The sequence below is a fragment of the Azonexus sp. genome (genome assembly GCF_041909095.1).
Lineage (GTDB): Bacteria > Pseudomonadota > Gammaproteobacteria > Burkholderiales > Rhodocyclaceae > Azonexus.
Window position 1 is genome coordinate 177241 of sequence record NZ_JAYREB010000004.1, and the last position, 18515, is coordinate 195755.

At 70.8% G+C, this 18515-nt stretch carries 9 protein-coding genes; 6 read left to right on the plus strand and 3 right to left on the minus strand.

The annotated features are described in order from the left end of the window. Positions 1-67 precede the first annotated feature (67 nt). The 3 genes from ACE3OV_RS10390 to ACE3OV_RS10400 are packed head-to-tail and all read left to right on the plus strand — an operon-like array spanning position 68 to position 5468. Positions 68-1183 (plus strand): efflux RND transporter periplasmic adaptor subunit, encoded by a 1116-nt coding sequence (locus tag ACE3OV_RS10390; RefSeq protein WP_374326990.1) that lies wholly within the window; start codon positions 68-70, stop codon positions 1181-1183. After that, a complete protein-coding gene (locus ACE3OV_RS10395) occupies positions 1180-4251 on the plus strand; it encodes an efflux RND transporter permease subunit (RefSeq protein WP_374326992.1) in 3072 nt (1023 codons plus the stop codon). Before ACE3OV_RS10390 ends, ACE3OV_RS10395 begins: the two co-directional genes overlap by 4 nt. Next, the gene (locus tag ACE3OV_RS10400; protein ID WP_374326993.1) at positions 4248-5468 is read left to right on the plus strand and encodes a cation:proton antiporter; all 1221 of its coding nucleotides are present in this window, start codon (positions 4248-4250) and stop codon (positions 5466-5468) included. Before ACE3OV_RS10395 ends, ACE3OV_RS10400 begins: the two co-directional genes overlap by 4 nt. On the opposite strand, the gene ACE3OV_RS10405 is transcribed toward ACE3OV_RS10400, so the two are convergent. The 3 genes from ACE3OV_RS10405 to ACE3OV_RS10415 are packed head-to-tail and all read right to left on the minus strand — an operon-like array spanning position 5416 to position 12829. Further along, the gene (locus tag ACE3OV_RS10405) at positions 5416-9054 is read right to left on the minus strand and encodes a translocation/assembly module TamB domain-containing protein (RefSeq protein WP_374326994.1); all 3639 of its coding nucleotides are present in this window, start codon (positions 9052-9054) and stop codon (positions 5416-5418) included. The genes ACE3OV_RS10400 and ACE3OV_RS10405 overlap by 53 nt on opposite strands. Before the next feature lie 2 nt (positions 9055-9056). Then, positions 9057-10721, minus strand: coding sequence for an autotransporter assembly complex family protein (locus ACE3OV_RS10410; RefSeq protein ID WP_374326995.1), 1665 nt, complete (start codon positions 10719-10721; stop codon positions 9057-9059). Between the two features lie 2 nt (positions 10722-10723). Then, a complete protein-coding gene (locus ACE3OV_RS10415) occupies positions 10724-12829 on the minus strand; it encodes a site-specific recombinase (RefSeq protein ID WP_374326996.1) in 2106 nt (701 codons plus the stop codon). A gap of 95 nt (positions 12830-12924) precedes the next feature. On the opposite strand from ACE3OV_RS10415, the gene ACE3OV_RS10420 reads away from it, so the two are divergent. The 3 genes from ACE3OV_RS10420 (at position 12925) to ACE3OV_RS10430 (ending at position 18498) form a co-directional block, all read left to right on the plus strand. After that, complete coding sequence (locus ACE3OV_RS10420) at positions 12925-13587, plus strand: OmpA family protein (protein WP_374326997.1); 663 nt, start codon at positions 12925-12927, stop codon at positions 13585-13587. A gap of 73 nt (positions 13588-13660) precedes the next feature. Continuing rightward, a complete protein-coding gene (locus ACE3OV_RS10425) occupies positions 13661-15829 on the plus strand; it encodes a patatin-like phospholipase family protein (protein ID WP_374326998.1) in 2169 nt (722 codons plus the stop codon). Then, positions 15826-18498, plus strand: coding sequence for a PD-(D/E)XK nuclease family protein (locus ACE3OV_RS10430; RefSeq protein WP_374326999.1), 2673 nt, complete (start codon positions 15826-15828; stop codon positions 18496-18498). The genes ACE3OV_RS10425 and ACE3OV_RS10430 overlap by 4 nt, the downstream gene beginning before the upstream one ends. Positions 18499-18515 lie beyond the last annotated feature (17 nt).

The window sequence follows — 18515 nt, forward strand, 5'->3', positions numbered from 1 at the left end:
GGCGCATTCGGCGGACCTGCAGCAACGCGGTATCATCCGCAGGTTTTCCAGCCCGGGCAGGTTCGGCATGATCGACAGGCAGACTCAGTTCTTATCCCGTTTGACAGCTTTCCGGCGTGCCGGCGCGCTGGCGCTCGTCCTGCTGCTCGCCGCCTGCGGCAAGGAAGCGGTGGCGCCGCAGGCTGCTGCCAAGCCAGCGCTGAGCGTTGCCGTGGTGGCGCCGCAGACGGTCGATTGGCCGCGTACCCTGGGCGCCAACGGCGACGTCGTTGCCTGGCAGGAAGCGGTGATCGGCGCCGAATTGTCCGGCCTGCGTATCGTCGAGGTCGCCGTCGATGTCGGCCAGACGGTGCGCAAGGGCCAGGTGCTGGCGCGTCTCGACGCGGCGACGGCGGCCAGCGAGCAGGCCGAGGCGCGGGCGGCGGTGGCCGAGCTGGAGGCCAGCGTGGCCGAGGCGCGCGGTAACGCGGCACGGGCCAAGGAATTGCAGGCGAAGGGTTTCTACAGCCAGCAGATGAACACCCAGTACCAGACCGCCGAACAGGCAACGGCCGCCCGCCTGGCGGCGGCGCGGGCGCGGCTGGATGCGGCGGCGCTGCGTCTGGCGCGCACCGAGATCAAGGCGCCGGACGATGGCGTCATCGCGGCGCGCAGCGCTGCCGTCGGTTCGCTGGCGACGGCTGGCCAGGAACTGTTCCGGCTGATCCGCGGCGGCCGTCTCGAATGGCGGGCGGCGGTGCCGTCGGCCGACCTCGGGCGGATCGTCGTTGGCGGTCCAGCGCATCTTTCCGCGCCGGACGGCGCGACGGTCGATGGCAAGGTACGCCAGGTGGCGCCAGCGGTCGATCCGGCGACCCGTAACGGTATCGTCTTCGTCGATCTGCCGACGAGCGGCGCGCTCCGCGCCGGCATGTTCGCGCGCGGCGAGTTCGAACTCGGCCGGGCGCCGGCGCTGGCCGTGCCGCAGGCTGCGGTGGTGCTGCGCGAGGGCTTCGCCTACGTCTTCACCTTGCAGGGCGCCGACCGCGTCGCCCAGGCCAAGGTCGGCCTCGGCCGTCGCCAGGGCGAGCTGGTCGAGATCGTCGACGGCTTGCCGGCGGGGGCGCGCATTGTCGCCAGCGGCGCCGGTTTCCTCGCCGACGGCGACCTCGTGCAGGTCATCGCCGCGGGTGGCGGTCAATGAACGTTTCCGCCTGGTCGATCCGCAACCCGATCCCGGCGATCCTGCTCTTCCTGCTGCTGACGCTGGCCGGGCTGGTCGCCTTCAAGGGCATGAAGGTGCAGCAGTTCATGGATGTCGACCTGCCGACGGTGACGGTCAGCGCCAGCCTGCCCGGCGCCGCGCCGGCGCAGATGGAAACCGAGGTGGCGCGCAAGATCGAGAATTCGGTGGCGACGCTGCAGGGGGTCAAGCACATCTACACCACGGTGCAGGACGGGACGGCGACGATCACCGTCGAGTTCCGCCTGGAAAAGCCGACCCAGGAAGCGGTCGACGACGTGCGCGACGCGCTGTCGCGGATCCGCTCCGACCTCCCGGGCGACCTCAAGGACCCGGTGGTGAGCAAGGTGTCGGTGGCCGGCGCGCCGATCCTGACCTACACCGTCGCCTCGTCGCGGATGGACGAGGAGGCGCTCTCCTGGTTCGTCGACAACACCATCGCCAAGGCCATCCTCAGCGCCCGCGGCGTTGGTGCCGTGGCCCGCGTCGGCGGCGTCAGCCGCGAGCTGCGCGTCGAACTCGACCCGGCCCGCCTGCTCGCGCTCGGCGCCTCGGCAGCCGACATCTCGCGCCAGTTGCGGCAAATCCAGCAGGAAGCCTCGGGCGGCCGCGCCGACATCGGCGGCGTCGAGCAATCAGTGCGCACCATCGGCACCGTCGGCTCGGCGGCCGAACTGGCGGCGATGGACATCGTCCTCGGCGACGGTCGCCATGTCCGCCTCGACCAGATCGCCAGCGTCAGCGACGACATCGCCGAACGGCGCAGCGCGGCGCTGCTCAACGGCAAGCCGGTGGTCGGCTTCGAAATCTCGCGCAGCAAGGGTGCCGGCGAAGTCGAGGTGGCGGACTCGGTGGCCGTCGTCCTCGCCCGCCTGCGCGCGGAACACCCGGACATCGAGATCACCGAGGCCTTCAACTTCGTCGATCCGGTGATCGAGAACTACGAAGGCTCGATGTGGCTGCTCATCGAAGGCGCCATCCTCGCCGTCATCGTCGTCTGGCTGTTCCTGCGCGATGGCCGCGCCACCTTCGTCGCCGCCACCGCGCTGCCACTGTCGATCATCCCGACCTTCGCCGCGATGTACCTGATGGGCTTCACGATCAACGTCGTCAGCCTGCTCTCGCTGTCGCTGGTGGTCGGCATTCTGGTCGACGACGCCATCGTCGAGATCGAGAACATCATGCGCCACCTGGCGATGGGCAAGACGCCCTACCAGGCGGCCATGGAAGCGGCCGACGAGATCGGCCTGGCGGTCATCGCCACCACCTTCACGCTGATCGCGGTGTTCCTGCCGACCGCCTTCATGAGCGGCGTCGCCGGCAAGTTCTTCATCGAGTTCGGGTGGACGGCGGCGATTGCCGTCTTCTTCTCGCTGGTCGTCGCCCGCATGCTGACGCCGATGATGGCCGCCTACCTGCTGCGCCCCACCGCCGCCCACGCCCAGCCGCGCTGGCTGCGCATCTACGAGGGCTGGGCCGGCTGGTGCCTGCGTCACCGGCTGCTGACCCTGGTCGCCGCCGCCGCCTTCTTTTTCGGCTCCTTCGCGCTGGTGCCGCTGCTGCCGACCGGCTTCCTGCCGCCGGACGACCTGTCGCAGACCCAGGTCCATGTCGAACTGCCACCCGGCGCCCGCTTCGCCGAAACGCTGACGGCGGCGGAACAGGCGCGGAGTATCGTCGCCGCCCATCCGCAGGTGCGCCTGGTCTATACCGCGCTCGGCGGCGGGTCAGCCGGCAAGGACCCGTTCATGCCGGGCGGCGCCGCCGAGGTGCGCAAGGCGACGCTGACCGTGAACATGACGCCGCGCGGCGAGCGTTCGGGGGTCAGCAAGCAGCAGATCGAGGGCGAACTGCGCCAGGCGCTGGTAGCGGTGCCAGGGGCGCGGATCAAGGTTGGCCTCGCTTCGGCCAACGAGAAGTACGTCATCGTCCTGGCCGGCGAGGACGGCGAGCTGCTGGCCAGCCATGCCCGCCAGGTCGAGCGCGAGCTGCGCGGCATTGCCGGCATCGGCAGCGTCACCACGACAGCCAGCCTGACCCGCCCGGAACTGGTGATCCGCCCCGATTTCGCGCGCATGGCCGACCTCGGCGTCACCTCGGCGGCGATCGCCGACACCCTGCGCATCGCCACCGCCGGCGACTACGACCAAGGGCTGGCCAAGCTCAACCTGCAGCAGCGCCAGGTGCCGATCGTCGTCAAGCTGCCGCCGGCCGCCCGCGCCGACCTCGACCTGCTGCGCCAGCTCACCGTCCCCGGCCGCCACGGCCCGGTGCTGCTGGCCAATATCGCCAGCGTGGACATCGCCGGCGGGCCGGCCGAGATCACCCGTTACGACCGCCTGCGCAACATCAACTTCGAGGTCGAACTGAACGGCCAGGCGCTCGGCGACGTCGAGAAGGCGGCGCTGGCGCTGCCCAGCCTGCAGCAACTGCCGCCCGGCATCATCCAGACGACGATCGGCGACGCCGAGGCGATGGGCGAACTGTTCGCCAGCTTCGGCCTGGCGATGGCCACCGGCGTGCTCTGCATCTACATCGTGCTGGTCCTGCTGTTCAAGGATTTCGTGCAGCCGGTGACCATCCTGGCGGCGCTCGTGCTGTCGGTGCCGGGCGCCTTCCTGGCGCTGTTCATCGCCCAGAAGGCCTTGTCGATGCCGTCGATGATCGGCCTCATCATGCTGATGGGGATCGCCACCAAGAACTCGATCCTGCTCATCGACTACGTCGTCCTTGCCCGCCGCGACCACGGGCTCGACCGCTGGCATGCGCTGCTCGACGCCTGCCGCAAGCGGGCGCGGCCGATCGTCATGACCACCATCGCGATGGGCGCCGGCATGCTGCCGATCGCGCTCGGCATTGGCGCCGACCCCAGCTTCCGGGCACCGATGGCGATCGTCGTCATCGGCGGCCTGATCACCTCAACCTTCCTCAGCCTGCTGGTGATCCCGGTCGTCTTCACCTATGTGGACGACCTCATCGCCTGGCTCGGCCGCCGCCGCGCAGCCGCGGCTCCCGGAGAGACGGCATGAACGTCCATGTTTCCATCCTCTTCGCCTCGGCCATCCTCCTCGCGGCCTTCGCCATCGAGCGAGCCGGCCGGCGTTTCCGGATCCCGCCGGTGATCCTGCTGATCGCCGCCGGCATGCTGACCAAGCCGCTGCTCCATGTCGCCGGCTGGACGCTGGCCGGGCTCGACATGGTGGTGCCGATCATCGGCACCATCGGCCTGGTGCTGATCGTCCTCGAAGGTTCGCTCGACATCTCGCTGTCGCGCGAACGCCTGTACTCGGCGCGGGCGGCAATGTGGATGGCGCTGCTCGGCTTCCTAGTCTGCTTTGCCGTGCTGATGCCCTTGATCGAACTCTATTTCGCCTTCGGCTATTTCAAGGCGGCGGTGATCGCCGTGCCCTTCGCGCTGATTTCCAGTGCCGTCGCCATCCCCAACAGCCAGTTCCTGCCGGCGCACGGCCGTGAATTCGTCGTCTATGAAAGCGCGCTGTCCGACATCATCGGCGTCATCGTCTTCTTCGCCCTGGTCCATTCCGACGGTTCCTTCCTTGGCGTCGTCCAGGGACTGCTCGGCGGCGGCCTGGTGTCGCTGGTGCTGTCGGTGATCTGCGCCATCGGTCTGGCCCTGATCCTGATGCACAGCCGCGGGCCGATCCGCTTCCTGCCGCTGCTTGCCGGCCTGCTCGGCCTCTACGCGGCGGGCAAGCTGCTCTACCTGTCGCCGCTGATCATGGTCCTGCTGTTCGGGCTGACCATCAACAACCCGCTGCTGATCACCCGGGTGCCGCTGTTCGAGCACTGGATGAGCGACCACTACGACACGACGCTCAACGAGTTCAAGGCGATCGCCTTCGAACTGACCTTCGCCGTGCGCGGTTTCTTCTTCATCCTGCTCGGCTACTGGACCGATATCGGCACGCTGGCGATGCCGAAGGCCTGGTTCGGCGCGCTGGTCGTGCTGTTCATCATCTACCTGTCGCGTGCCGCGCTGCTGCGCAGCTTCGGCGGGCCGCTGGCGCCGTCGCTGCTGTGGCTGGCGCCGCGCGGCCTGATCACCGTGCTGCTCTACCTCACCGCGCGCATGGTGGTGCCGGTGCCGGAATGGGTCGGCGGCAGCGTGCTGATCGTCGTCATCGTCTCCGCCCTGCTCATCCTGGTCGCCCAGCGCCGCCACGAGATGCCGGTCAAGGCGCCGCTTCCCGCCGCCCCCGCCGCGCCGGCGGAAGACCCCAGGTGAGGGTGTAGAAGACGTCGACCGCGTTGTCGCTGCCGGCGCGGCCGACCAGGGTGATGTCGCGGGTCAGGGCGATCGACAGGCGGACCAGACTGTCGGCGGTGCCCAGCGACTGTTCGTAGCCGAGTGTTGCCTTCTCGGTCAGGCGTTTGCCGATGCTGAGGATTTGCTGGCCGGTGCTGGTCGTCGTATCCACGCTGCCGCCGGCGATCCGGCTGCCGGCCTGGCGGCCGCTGCCGTCGAGGCTGCCCTGGCGGACGCCGAACTCGTCGATGCCGAAGCTGCGCTTCAACTGCTGCACCAATTTCCCGGAGTCGTTGCCGAGCAGGCCGGCGGCGGCCGCGAGCAGGACGCTGGCGTCGCCGCTGCCGGTACCTTCCGGGCCGTGGCCGAGGACCAGCCAGGAGAGCTTCTCGGCGTCCGGCAGTTCGGGATCGGAGACCAGGCGCAGCACCGGTTTCTGCGCCGTGCCGGAAATCTGTACGCCGGCCTCGACCGCCAGCCCCTTGCGCACGGCGCGCACGTCGAGCGCCGGGTTCTCCGGCAGGCCCTGGAAACGCAGCTCGCCGCGCTCGATCTCGAGTTGCTGGCCGTAGGCGTCGAAGCGTCCGTCGCGGGTGCGGATGGTGCCGCTGGCGCGCGGCAGGTCGCGGCCGCTGGCGGTCAGGCGCAGGCTGCCGGCCAGCCGGGTGGACAGCCCGGCGCCGTCGAACAGGAAGTGGCGGCCGAGGCCGATTTCCAGGTCGAGGTCGAGCCGCGGCCGGACGCTGGTGGCGACTTTCTGTCCCGGGCGCTGGACGATGACGTCGTCCGACAGGCGCGGCGCGCCGGCCGGCGCCATCTGCCACCAGGCGGCATCGACCGCGAGCTGGCCGCGCAGGCCGAGCGCCGCCTGCTGCCAGCTCAGCTTGCCCTGGCCGGAGAGATTCAGCCACTGGTCCGGGCGCTGGCGGACGCCGACGCGGTCGAGGACGACGTCAAGATTGGCCTGGCCGTCGCTGCTCGCCGGGTCGATGGCGATGCTGCCGGAAACCTCCAGTTTGCCTGGCGCGGCCTGGGCCACCGCCGCGTCGCCCAGGCGCTGGCGCAGCGGGCGCGGTAGCGCCTGGTGCGGGCTGACGAAAACGAAGCGCCGTAGCTGCAGGCGGTTGTCGGCGATGTCGGCGGCGAGTTCGCCTTGTTCGAGGCGCATGCCGCTTTCGCTGTCGCTCAGCGCCAGCCGGCTACCGTTTACCGTGCCCGACAGTTGCGGCCGGCCCGGCGTGCCGGCGAGGCGCAGCGCCGTTCTCAGCTCGCCGGCGCTATGCCATTGCTCGCCGAGCAGTTCGCCGAGCCAGGCGAGGTCGTTGATCGCGGCGTCGAGGCGGCCCTGCCAGGGGCGGTCGGTGGCGATCCGCCAGGGGCTGGCGAGCGCCGCGTCGAGGCGGGCGTCGACCTTGCCGACCCGGCTGCCGCTCGCCTGCAATTCGGCGTGCAGCCGGCTGGTATCGGCGCTGGCGGCGAGCGTCGCCTGCCAGTCGAGGGGCGCGCCGGCGAGGCGCAGCGGGCCGAGCGACCAGGCGTCGCCGGCCAACTGCACGGCGGCCGGGGCGAGCAGGCGCAGGTTGCGGGCGGTGTCGCGGGCGTTCACCGTCAGTTCGTCGAGCTGGCCTTGCCAGCGCATGTCGCCGAGGCCGCCGCTGGCTGCCAGTTGCAGGCGCTCGCCGCCGGTCAGGTTGCCGGCGAGGCGCAGGCGGTGGCTGCGCCGGCTGCCGTCGACCGTCAGTTGCAGCGCCTGCGCCCAGTTCGTGCTGTGACCGTCGCCGATCTCGTCGACGCCGAGCTGGAGTTTGAGCGCTGCGTCGTCGGCGGCGCCGAGCTGGCCATCGAGCTTGAGGCCGCGCAGCCGGAAACTGCCCGGCAGGCCGAGCGTTGCCGCCTGCAGGTTGGCGCTCAGGCTGGGCCGGTCGAGCGTGCCGCCGAGTTCGAGGCGGCCGGCGATGCCGCCTTCGCCGCCGAGCACGGCGAGTTGCGGGGCGTCGATGACGACGTTCAGGCGGTCGTCTGCGCGGCCGAAGGCGCCGTTCGCCTGCAGCCGGTTGCCGGCCAGCGCCAGTTGCAGGTCGACGCCGCTGAGCAGGGGCCAGGCCAGGCGCAGCTTGCCCTGGCCGCTCACCGGCTGATCGCGGAAGCGGCTGTCGCGCAGCGCGAACTCGCCGTCGACCACCGGCGCCGGGCCGAGGCGGCCGCTCGCCCGCAGTGTCGCGTTGAGCGTTGCCGTCGGTAGGGCGGCAAAACGTGCCGGGTCGAAGCGGTCGAGGCGGGCGTCGGCGCGGAAGCTGAGGTCGCCGGTCTGCAGTTGACCGCTGGCCTGCAGGCGGGCGTCGCCGGCGGCCAATTCAAGCTGTTCGAGGTCCACCGTCGCCGCCGCATGGCGGACGGCCGCGCGCAGGCGAAAGCGCGGGTCGGCCAGGTCGACGCGCAGCTGCTGGGCGCTGGCGCCCAGTTCGGCCTTGATCGTCCCGGCCAGCCGGGTCGGCCGCAATGCGGCGAGCAGGCGGCCGGCGTCGAGGCGGCTGGCGGTCAGTTCGAGATGCAGGCTGCCGTCCTGTTCGCCCTGCCAGTCGCCGCGTCCTTGCAGTTCGCCGCCGCCGGCCAGCGTCAGGCGCAGCGCCGGCAGTTGCAGGCGGCCGGCCTGCCAGGTGGCGTCGCCGGCCAGGTCGGTGAGCGGCAGGGACTGGCGGTCGAGTGGGCCGGGACGGCTGTTGGCGATGTGGAAGCGGGCGCTTAGCCCGTCGTCGGTCGGTGCGATATCGATACGAGCGGCGAGCCGGGCGCCGGGTAGCGCCGCCTGCCAGGCGCTCGGGTCGATCTCCTGGAGGTCGATGCGGGCACTGGCGAAGGGCTGTTCGGCGAACGGCGTCAGCAGCGCTTCGCCGTCGCCGGCGATGCCGCTTTTTGACTGCAGGCGTAGCGGCAGGCGGGCGAGCGGGCCGGCGGCGTGGAGGTCGATGGCGAGCCGCCGTTCGGCCAGTTGCCCTTGTACGGCGAGGTCGGCAAGCAGGGGGAAGGGGGCGAGGCCGTCGAGTTCGCCGTCACCGCTGAGGGTGACGTCGCCGCTGCGCAGGCTGAGCGCGGTCAGGCGGTGCTGGCGGCCGTCGCTCGCCAGGCGGGCGCGCAGGTCGTTGGCGACGGCGCGGTCGTTGTAATGGACGCTGGCGATTTCCAGGCGGTCGACGGCAAGCGCCAGCGGCAGGCGCAGGTCGGCGGGGAGCGGCGTTGCTGTGGTGGCGGCGGCACTGTCGATGCGCAGTTCGCCGAGCGTCAGCGCGTCGACCTGCAGTCGCCCGTCGAGCAGTGCACCCGGCGTCCAGGCGAGTTGTAGCTGGTCGATGGCGATGTTTTGCCCGGTGTCCTGCCAGCGCACTTCAGCGATCTGCAGCAGGCCGGCGAGGCGGCCGTCGACACCGGTCAGCTGCAGGCGGCCGCCGCTGGCGGTGGCTGCGAGGCCGGCCAGGGTGCGCAGGCCGCTGCCGGTGCCGGCCAGCCAGGCGAGGCCGGCGAGCGGCAGGAAAACGAGGAGGAGAACGAGCAGGGCGCGGCGTTTCATGATCAGAACGGGATCGCCAGCGAGAAGTGCAGTTGCACGGCGCGCTCGCGCTGGCCGTAGCCGAGGTCGGCGCCGATCGGGCCGGCCGGGCTGCGCCAGCGCACGCCGAGCCCGTAGCCGACGGCGAGGCGGGCGTCGGCGAGGGCATCGACGGCGTCGCCGGCATCGACGAAGGCGGCGACACCCCAGTCGTCGTTCAGCCAGTGCGTGTACTCGGCGCTGGCAACGGCCATATAGCGGCCGCCGACGGTTGCCGTGCCCTCGCGGATGCCAAGGCTCTGGTAGGCGTAGCCGCGCACCGAGCCGGTGCCGCCGGTGCGGAACAGGTAGTCCTGCGGCACGTGCAGGCGGCTGTCGGCGTAGGTGCGGCCGAGTTCGCCGCGCAGCGCCAGGGTGTCGCGGCTGCCGATCGGCAGGTAATACTGGACGCGGCCGTGGGCGCGCACGAAGTCGCTGTCGGAAAGCAGGGCGCGGGTGGCGCCGCCGAGACTGAGCTGGACTACCAGGCCGGCGCGCGGATCGAGCGGGTTGTCGACGGCGCGCCAGGTCCAGGTGGCGTTGGCGACCAGGGCCCGGCTGGTGACACTGTCGGCACCGTCCGGCGAACGCCGTTCGCGCTGCCAGTTGAGCGACAGCCGTTGTTCGACGCTGCCGCGTTGCTGGATGCTCTGCACGCCAAAGGCGTGACGTTCGGTACGCAGGTCCTCGATGTCACTGGTTTCCTGCGCGAAGCCGAAGCCATGCCGGCGCTGGCTGGCGTCCGGCGGCAGGAAGACGTCGCCGTAGAGGGTCTGCCGCTTCTGTTCGAGGCGCAGGCCGCCGGTGAATTCCCAGGCCTGGTTGAGGAAATTCGGTGTCTGGTAGTTGGCCTCGACGCGGGCGCCGGTGTTCGAGCTGAAACCGGCGCCGAAGCCGGCGCGGTGGCCGGGGCGTTCGCGCAGCCGCAGGTCGACCGGGACCGTCGCGTTGCCGTCGGCGTCGACACTGGCGGCGTCCAGATCGAGTTCGGCGCGGGCGCTGGCGAAGTAGGGCGTCGCCTGCAACTGGCTGCTGAGCAGGTGCAGGTCCTCGGCGCGGTAGGGGCGGCCGCTGCGCACCTGGCGGTTGTAGCGGGCGACCAGCTCGGGCGGGAAGCGGTGCAGGCCGCTGATGCGCAGCTCGCCGTAGCGGTAGCGCGGGCCGGCGTCGTAATGGGCGCGCAGCGTTGCCCGTTGGGTCGCGGCGTCGATCGTCGCCGCGCTGTCGTCGAGGCGGGCGGCGGCGTGTTCGACGGCGAGCAGTTCGGCCAGGACCTGCTGCTTGGCGTCGTTCCAGTCGGCCTGGCGGAAGGGCTGGCCGACCGGCAGCCGCCAGCCGGCGAGCAGCGCTTCGCGCCTTGCCGGATCGAGCGGGCCGGTGATCGCGAGGTCGACTTCGGCAATACGGGTGCGCGGGCCGGGGTCGATCTTCAGCGTCAGCCCGGCATCGCTGTCGGCGATTTCGATCCGCGGCGTGAAATAACCTTCGGTGGCGAGGATTTCCTCGCCCAGCGCCCGTGCCCCATGGCGCCCGGTGTGTTCGGTGAGGAAGGGCGAGATGTGGCCGGCCAGATCGTCGGGCGCTTCGACCCGCCACTGCGCGGCGGCGGGCAGCGCGCAGCAGAGGAGCAGGGCGGGCAGGCAGCGCATCGTCAGGCGGTGGGCGGTCGCGGCGGGCGCAGGAAGCTGCCCGGCTGGCGGCGCAGGCGGCGGCCGATGGCGCCGAGCAGCGGCCCCCAGTGGGCGAACTCGATGCGCCGGGCGCGCATCGCCGTACGCAGCGCCAGCGCGAAGCTGACGCCGAGGTTGGTGAGGCCGATCAGGGCGACGCCGAGCACGCCGAGCAGCAGCGCCTGCCAGGCGATCGCGTAATCGAGGCCGCCCAGCGCGTAGCCGAGGTTGGCCGAGGAGAAGGCGATGTGGCGGATGTCGAGCGGCAGGCCGAGCATGGCGCCGAGCATGCCGGTCGAGCCGAGCATGCAGCCGAACAGGAAATTGCCCATGATGCCGCCCAGGCGGTCCTCGATGTAGCGGCCGATGCGCTCGGCGCGGGGGCGGCCGGCAATGCCGCGCAACCAGCGCAGGTGGCCGATGCGGCGGCCGATGTCGGCGTAGGCGGCGCGGTTGTCGAAGTAGCCGCTGATCAGCCCGGACAGGAAGAGGTAGAAGCCGGCGATGGCGGCGTGCGGGATCGCCCACGACAGCGGGTCGAGGTCGTTCAGCAGGTGTACCGCCTTGTCCGGGCCGACCGCCTCGCCGCCGAGCAGGGTGAAGGCGAGGCCGACCAGCAGGGCGACCGGGAAGGCAACCGCGACGTTGCCGAAGATCGCCGCCAGCTGGCTGCGGCTGACCGCGGCAGCGACGTCGGCGACGCGTTCGAGTTCGGCGCTGCGGTTCGATTTCAGTTCGCCGAGCAGGCCGGCCAGCGTCTGCGCGGTCATCGCCGGCTGCTTGGTGGCGACGGTGAAGCCGAGCAGGAAGATGAGCACGAAACCAAGCCCGTAGATCATGCTGAACAGGAAGGCTTCGACAAAGGGCGGCGCGTGCAGCGCCGCCGCCTTGATCTTGAGCAGCGCCATGACGCCGATCAGGACCCCGGCGCCGGCCGCCGAACGCCACATCTTGCGGTAGTCGGCCGGCGTCTCGCAGATGTAATGCTCGCCGGAGCGGGCGGCGTTCTCGGTGACGCGCACGGCGAGCACGCCGGACAGCTGGCCGAGGTAATGACGCAGGCTGTGGCGGCGGTTTTCGGCGAGGAAGACGGCGCGCGCGAAGTCGGCCCATTGCGCGATCGCCGCCTCGTGCGGCACCTGGCGCAGGCCGGCGGTGAGGATGGCGACCAGCTCGGCCAGCCGCTGCAGGCTTTGCTCGCCACGTGTCAGCAGATAGGAGAGATGCAAGCTGGTGCCGATGGTGAGCGCTCGCTTGCGGATGCGTTTCAGGGTGTCCTGGCACTGGTCGACGATGACCTGTAGCTGGTCGCCTTTGTCGAAACGCTCGGTGTCGCCGTCGAGCCCGGCGCGGAAGGCGCTGACGAATTCCAGTGCCTCCGCCGAAAGGGCGATGAAGCGCGGTGCGTCGTCGTCGAGGTTGGGCGAGGCGCGCATCAGTTCCTCCTCGACACCGAGGCCGCTGACGCGGTGGGCGAGGAGCAGGATGGCGTCGAGCATCTGTTCCTGCACGCCGCGCCGGTCGAGGTCGCGGAAATCCTCGGCCGGCGCAAGCAGCGTCCAGAAGCGCTGCGCCAGCGGCGTCGGGATGGCTTCCAGCCAGCGCCAGTCGTCGCGTCGTTCGAAGATCAGTTGCAGGCAGTCGCGCATCCGCCGTTCGTCGGGCGCTTCCGGCAACAGCCGGTTGCCGAGGATGCGCCACCATTCGGAGAAGAAGCCGGTGCCGGGCAGGATGCCGCTGTCGGTGAAGAAGGTCAGCAGGCGGCGGCTGCCGATGAAAGTGAGGACATGGTGACGGAAGGCGGCGGCGAGCGTGGCGTCCTGTTCAAGGCACTCGAGGAGCAGCGCGTAGCGCGCCGGGGTGCCTTCGTCGCCGGCATGCGCCGGACGCAGCGCGGCGATCAGGCGGCGCAGCAGGCCGAGTTCGTCGGCCTGCTCGTTGCGGAAAGCCGCCAGGGTGTCGAGCAGGCGTTGGTCGGAAGCGGTACCGCGCGGACGCAGGCGACGGAGCAGTTGGGTCAGCGATTTGAGCAAAGGCAGATGGCGGGGCGACCGCAGCGTTGCAAGAATGCCATGATATCGCGGCAAGTCGCTTTATCCGGTGCTTCCCGCTTGGCGCCTTGGTGACGATTCGTAATAGAATGTCCGGCACCTCCTAACAACAACTTTCCCTCGGAAAAATCATGAACCTCGTTAAGAAATCCATCGCTGTTGCCCTGCTCGCGGGTATCGGTTTCTCGGCCGTCGCCCAGGAACGTGTCTATGTCATCGACCAGCGCGACGTCGTCGCCAAGAGCGGTTTCGGCCTCTGCTGGCGTACCGGCTACTGGACCCCGGCCGCCGCCGCCGCCGACAAGGCCGGTTGCGAATGCGACCGCGACCTGCTGCCGAAGGCTGCCTGCGAAGGCAAGCCGGTTGCCGCCCCGGCTGCCGCTGCCGCTGCTGTCGCCGGCGTCAAGCCGACTGGCGAGAAGGTCACCGTCGCCGCTGACGCACTGTTCGACTTCAACAAGGCCGTGCTGCGTCCGGAAGGCAAGGCCAAGCTCGACGAGCTGGTCGCCAAGGCTGGCCAGATCAAGCTCGAAGTGATCCTCGCTGTCGGCCACACCGACCGCATCGGTGGCGCTGCCTACAACCAGAAGCTGTCCGAGAAGCGCGCTGCCGCGGTCAAGGAATACCTGGTTGCCAAGGGCATCGAAGCCAACCGCGTCTACACCGAAGGCAAGGGCGAAACCCAGCCGGTCACCGGCGACAAGTGCGGCAAGAGCGAGAAGAAGTCGAAGTCGCTGATCGAGTGCCTGCAGGCCGATCGCCGCGTCGACATCGAAGTCATCGGCACCAAGTAATCTGCCGCTCAGCTTCGCTGTTGCAGTAAAAGGAAAGCCCTGCCTCGGCAGGGCTTTTTCACGTGTGGACAAGATGACCCGTCGCCTGCTGCGCTGCCTCCTTTTCGCCCTTTCCCTGTTTGCCGGCCTTGCCCAGGCGGCGGAGCGGCCGCGGGTCGGCCTGGTGCTCGGTGGCGGCGGCGCGCGCGGCGCCGCTCACCTGGGCATCCTGGAAGCGCTCGAAGAACAGCGTATTCCGGTTGATTGTGTCGCCGGCACCAGCATGGGCGCCCTTTTCGCCGGCGCCTGGGCGGCCGGCGTGACGCCGGCGGCGATGCGCCGCGAGCTGGAACGGGTCGATTGGCGCGACATCTTCATCGACAACCCGGAATACGGCGAGATGGGCTACCGCAATCGCCTGATCGCCCGCATCTATCCGCCAGGTTCCGAAGGCGGCGTCGGCGACAAGGGCGTGCGCTACCAGGGCGGCGTCGTCGCCGGGCAGAAGATCAAGCTCTTTCTCAACCGCCTGGTCGGTACCGCGCGCCGCATCGAAAGCCTGCCGCTGCCGCTCTCCATCGTCGCCACCGACATCGGCAACGGCGAGCGGGTGGTTTTCCGCGACGGCACGCTGAGCACGGCGATGCGCGCCAGCATGTCGGTGCCCGGCCTGCTGGCGCCAACCGAGCTGGGCGGGCGCAAGCTGGTCGATGGCGGCCTGGTCGACAACCTGCCGATCGCTGAGGTGCGCGAGCGCTGCCAGGCCGACGTCGTGATTGCCGTCGATGTCGGCACGCCCTTGCTGAAGAGCGAGGAGATCGGTTCGCTGCTCACCGTCTCGGCGCAGATGATCGGCATCCTCACCCAGCAGAACGTCGAGCGCTCGCTGGCCCTGCTCGGGCCGCGCGACATCCTGATCCGGCCCGATCTCGGCGACCTGACGGCGGTCGATTTTCCGCGCCACGCCGAGGCTGCCGAGCGTGGCCGACTGGCCGCGCAGGCGGTGGCGGAAAGGCTGGCGGCGCTGCGCCTGAGCCCGGCCGATTACGCCGCGTGGCAGTCGTCGATGACGGTCGAAGCGCCGCCGCAACTGCGCGTGGACGCGGTCGAGATCGCCGGTTTGCGTCGGGTCAATCCGCAGGCGGTCGAGCGGTTGCTCGACATCGCGCCGGGCGAGACCGTCGACGCGCTGCGCATCGACTATAATCTGCTGCGTGTCTATGGCGACGGCCACTACGAGAGCGTCGATTACACGCTGGGCAACGAAGCCGGGCGCAACCTGCTGCGCGTGATGCCGGTCGAGAAATCCTGGGGGCCGGACTACCTGCGCTTCGGCATCACCTTGCAGGCTGACGACGGCGACGGCGCTTCCTTCGGTCTGCGCGGCGCCTACCACCGGACCTGGCTCAACGCGCTGGGCGGCGAATTGCTTTATCACGCCGAACTGGGCACCCACAACCGCCTCGGCGTCAATTACTACCAGCCGCTAGATGCGCGCCAGCGCGTCTTCTTCGAGGTGCTGGCCGGGGTCGATCAGGAGCGCATCGGCATTTACCAGGACGAGCGCCGGCTTGCCGAGTACAAGGCCAGCGAAGGCCGGCTCGGCGTCTGGCTCGGCCACAGCTTGGGCGTCTATGGCAGTGCCCGCCTCGGCTGGCTGCATCGCGACCGGCATTACCGCCTCGATACCGGCTTGCCGCTGCTGCCCAACTTCGATACCGACTTCGGCGGCTGGCAGGGCAGCATCGACCTCGACCGTTTCGACCGCATGCATTTCCCGACCCGCGGCTGGGCCGCACGGGTCGCCTATTTCAACTCGCCGAAGCTCGATTACGCGCGGGTCGATGTCGATCTGCGCGGCGCCTTCTCGGTCGCCGACAACGTTTTCAACGCGCGTTTCGCCTATACCGGCTCGCCGCGCGGCCGCCTGCCCGGCTTCGACGCCGCCCGCCTCGGCGGCTTCCTCAACATGACGGCGTTCAGCCGCGATCAGTTGCAGGGCGACAGCGTCCGCTACTTCGGCCTGCGCAGCGAGCACATCGTCAGCCGCATGCCGCTCGGCCTGCGCGGCGACCTGCGCCTCGGTCTGGCGCTGGAAGCGGCCAATCTGGGCGGTGAACTGAGCCAGACGCGGCGCCGCCACTGGATCGATTCGACCGCCCTCTACCTCGGCGGCGAAACGCCGCTCGGTCCCGCCTATCTCGGCATCGGCCGCTCGTCCACCGGCGCGTCGAGCATCTTCCTGTTCGTCGGCTCGCCATGAGCGAAACGCTTTACCTCTGCGCCACCGCGCGTCTGGCCCAGACACTGCGCCAGACGGCGCCCGCCGCCGGCGCCGTCTGGCGGACGCCGCTGGCGCTGACGCTCGGCCAGTGGCTGGCGGAACTGGCCGACGCCGCGCTGCTTGCTGGTGAAGCGGTGCCGCAACTGCTCGACGCCGACGCCGAACGTCTGCTCTGGGAACAGGTGGTCGCCGAAGCGCTGGCCGGTGGTGTCGCCGGTGCCGCCTTGTTCGATCTTGCCGGCCTCGCCGCCAGCGCCCAGGAAGCGCACGCGCTGTGCCGGGAATGGGGGCTGACGGCCGGCGGCGACGGCGACGAGTCGCGCCTGTTCGCCGACTGGCAGGCGCGTTTTCTCAAGCGTTGCCGCAGCGCCGGCTGGATCGATGGCGGCGGCCTCCAGCACTGGTTGATCGAGCGCCTGAATGAAGGCGCCTTCACCTTGCCCGAGCGTGTCGTGGTCGCCGGCTTCGACCGGCCGACACCGCTCGAGCGCCAGTTGTTCGAGGCGCTGGCCGGGCGTGGCGTCGGCGTCGAGATGCAGCCGCTGGCGGCCGTGGCCAGCCAGATCGAGGTGCGCGGCGGCGCCGATGCCGGCGCCGAATGCCACGCCGTCGCCGCCTGGGTCGGCGCGCGTCTGGCGGCCGATCCGCAGGCCCGGCTCGGCATCGTCGCCCCCGACCTGGCCGGCGTCCGCGACCGCCTCGCCGGCCTGCTCGACGAGGTCCTGCTGCCGGCGGCGCTGCGTCCCGACGCCGCCGACCTGGCGCGGCCCTACAACATCTCGCTCGGCCGGCCGTTCGCCGAGCTGCCGGTGGTGCGCAGCGCGCTCGAGTTGCTGGCGGTCGCCGGCAGCCGCGGCAGCGTCGAGCAGACCCGGCTGTCGGCGCTGCTGCTCGGCGGCTTCTGGGCCGGCGCCGAGGACGAGGCCGATGCGCGCGCCCGGCTCGACGCCGCGCAGCGCCGCCGCCTCGGCTTCCTGACCACGCCGGCGGCCCTGCTGCGCCTCGGCGAACGCCTGGAACTGCCCTGTCCACGGACGCTGGCCGCGCTGGCCGAGGGCAACGGGCTGGCCGCGGCGGCACCGCGCAGTCAGCGCCCGGCGGCCTGGGGTCGGCATTTCCGCCAGTTGCTGGCGGCGCTCGGCTGGCCCGGCGAACGCGCGCTGTCCAGTCACGAATTCCAGGCCCGGCGCGCCTTCCTCGAACTGCTCGACGGCTTCGGCCGGCTCGACGGCGTGCTCGGCAGCATCGGTGCGGCCACCGCCCTGGCCCGCCTGCGCGATCTCTGCCGGCATCGCGTGTTCCAGCCGGAAACCCGCGGCCGGCCGGCGGTGCAGGTGCTCGGTGTGCTGGAGAGCGCCGGTCTCGAATTCGACGCGCTTTGGGTGATGGGGATGAACGACGACCGCTGGCCGCCGCCGCCGCGTCCCAATCCGCTCTTGCCGGCCGCCGCGCAGCGGGCGGCGGGGAGCGCCCACGCCAGCGCCGAGGTCGAACTCGACTTCGCCCGCCGCGTCCAGGCCCGCCTGCTGCGCTCGGCGCCGCAACTGATCTTTTCCTTCGCCCAGGCCGACGGCAACCGCCTGCTGCGGCCGAGCCCGCTGCTCGCCGAGCTGGCGCCGGCGCAGCCCTTGACGGCGCGGGTGGCGACGCTGGCCAGCCGGCTGGCCCTGGCCGACCGGCGCGTCGCGCTGGCCGACGCCATGGCGCCGCCGCTGGCGCCGGGCGAGACGGTGCCCGGCGGTAGCTGGCTGCTGCGCGCCCAGGCGATCTGTCCGGCCTGGGCCTTCTACCGTTTCCGGCTCGCCGCCCAGGCGCTCGAAGCGCCGGTCGACGGGCTCGACCCGGCCGCCCGCGGCACCCTGGTGCATGCGGCGCTCGAAGCCTTCTGGCGCGCTTGCGGCGGCAGTGAGGCGCTCGCCGCGCAGGACGCCACCGCCCGGACGGCGGCCATCGCTGGCGCTGTCGCGACGGCGCTGGCGCGCTTCGAGCAGACGCTGGGCGGCAGCCTGCCGGCGCGCTTCCGGCAGCTCGAAGGCGCTCGCCTGGGCCGCCTGCTTGAGCGCTGGCTGGCGCTCGAGGCGGAGCGGCCGCAGCCGTTCACCGTCGCCGCCTGCGAACAGGCGCAGGAAGTCGCCATCGAGGGCATCCGGGTCAAGGTGGTGGCCGACCGCATCGACCGCCTGGAAGATGGCCGCCAACTGATCATCGACTACAAGACCGGCGCCAGCATCGACGTCCGCAACTGGGCGAGCGAACGCCTGAGTGAGCCGCAACTGCCGATCTACGCGGCGCTGGTGGCGGATGACGTGGCCGGCGTCGCTTTCGCCAAGGTGCTCGCCGACAAGCCCGCCTTCACCGGCGTCGCCGACGCTGGCGACCTGCTGCCCGGCGTCGCCGGGCTGGCCGATGGCCGCCAGAAGCTGTTCGATCCGGCGCGTTTCCCGGACTGGCCGGCGGTGCTCGAGCACTGGCGGGCGCGGCTGCAGGCGGTCGCCCGCGAGGTGGGCGCCGGCGTCGCCGGCGTCGTCTTTGCCGACGAGGCCGAACTGCGCTACTGCGAGGTGTTGCCGCTGCTGCGCCTGCCGGAACGGCGGCAGCAGTTGACGGCGGCGCAGGCGGGAGTGCCGCCAGCGATGGAGTCGGGATAAGATGCTGACTCGTTTGC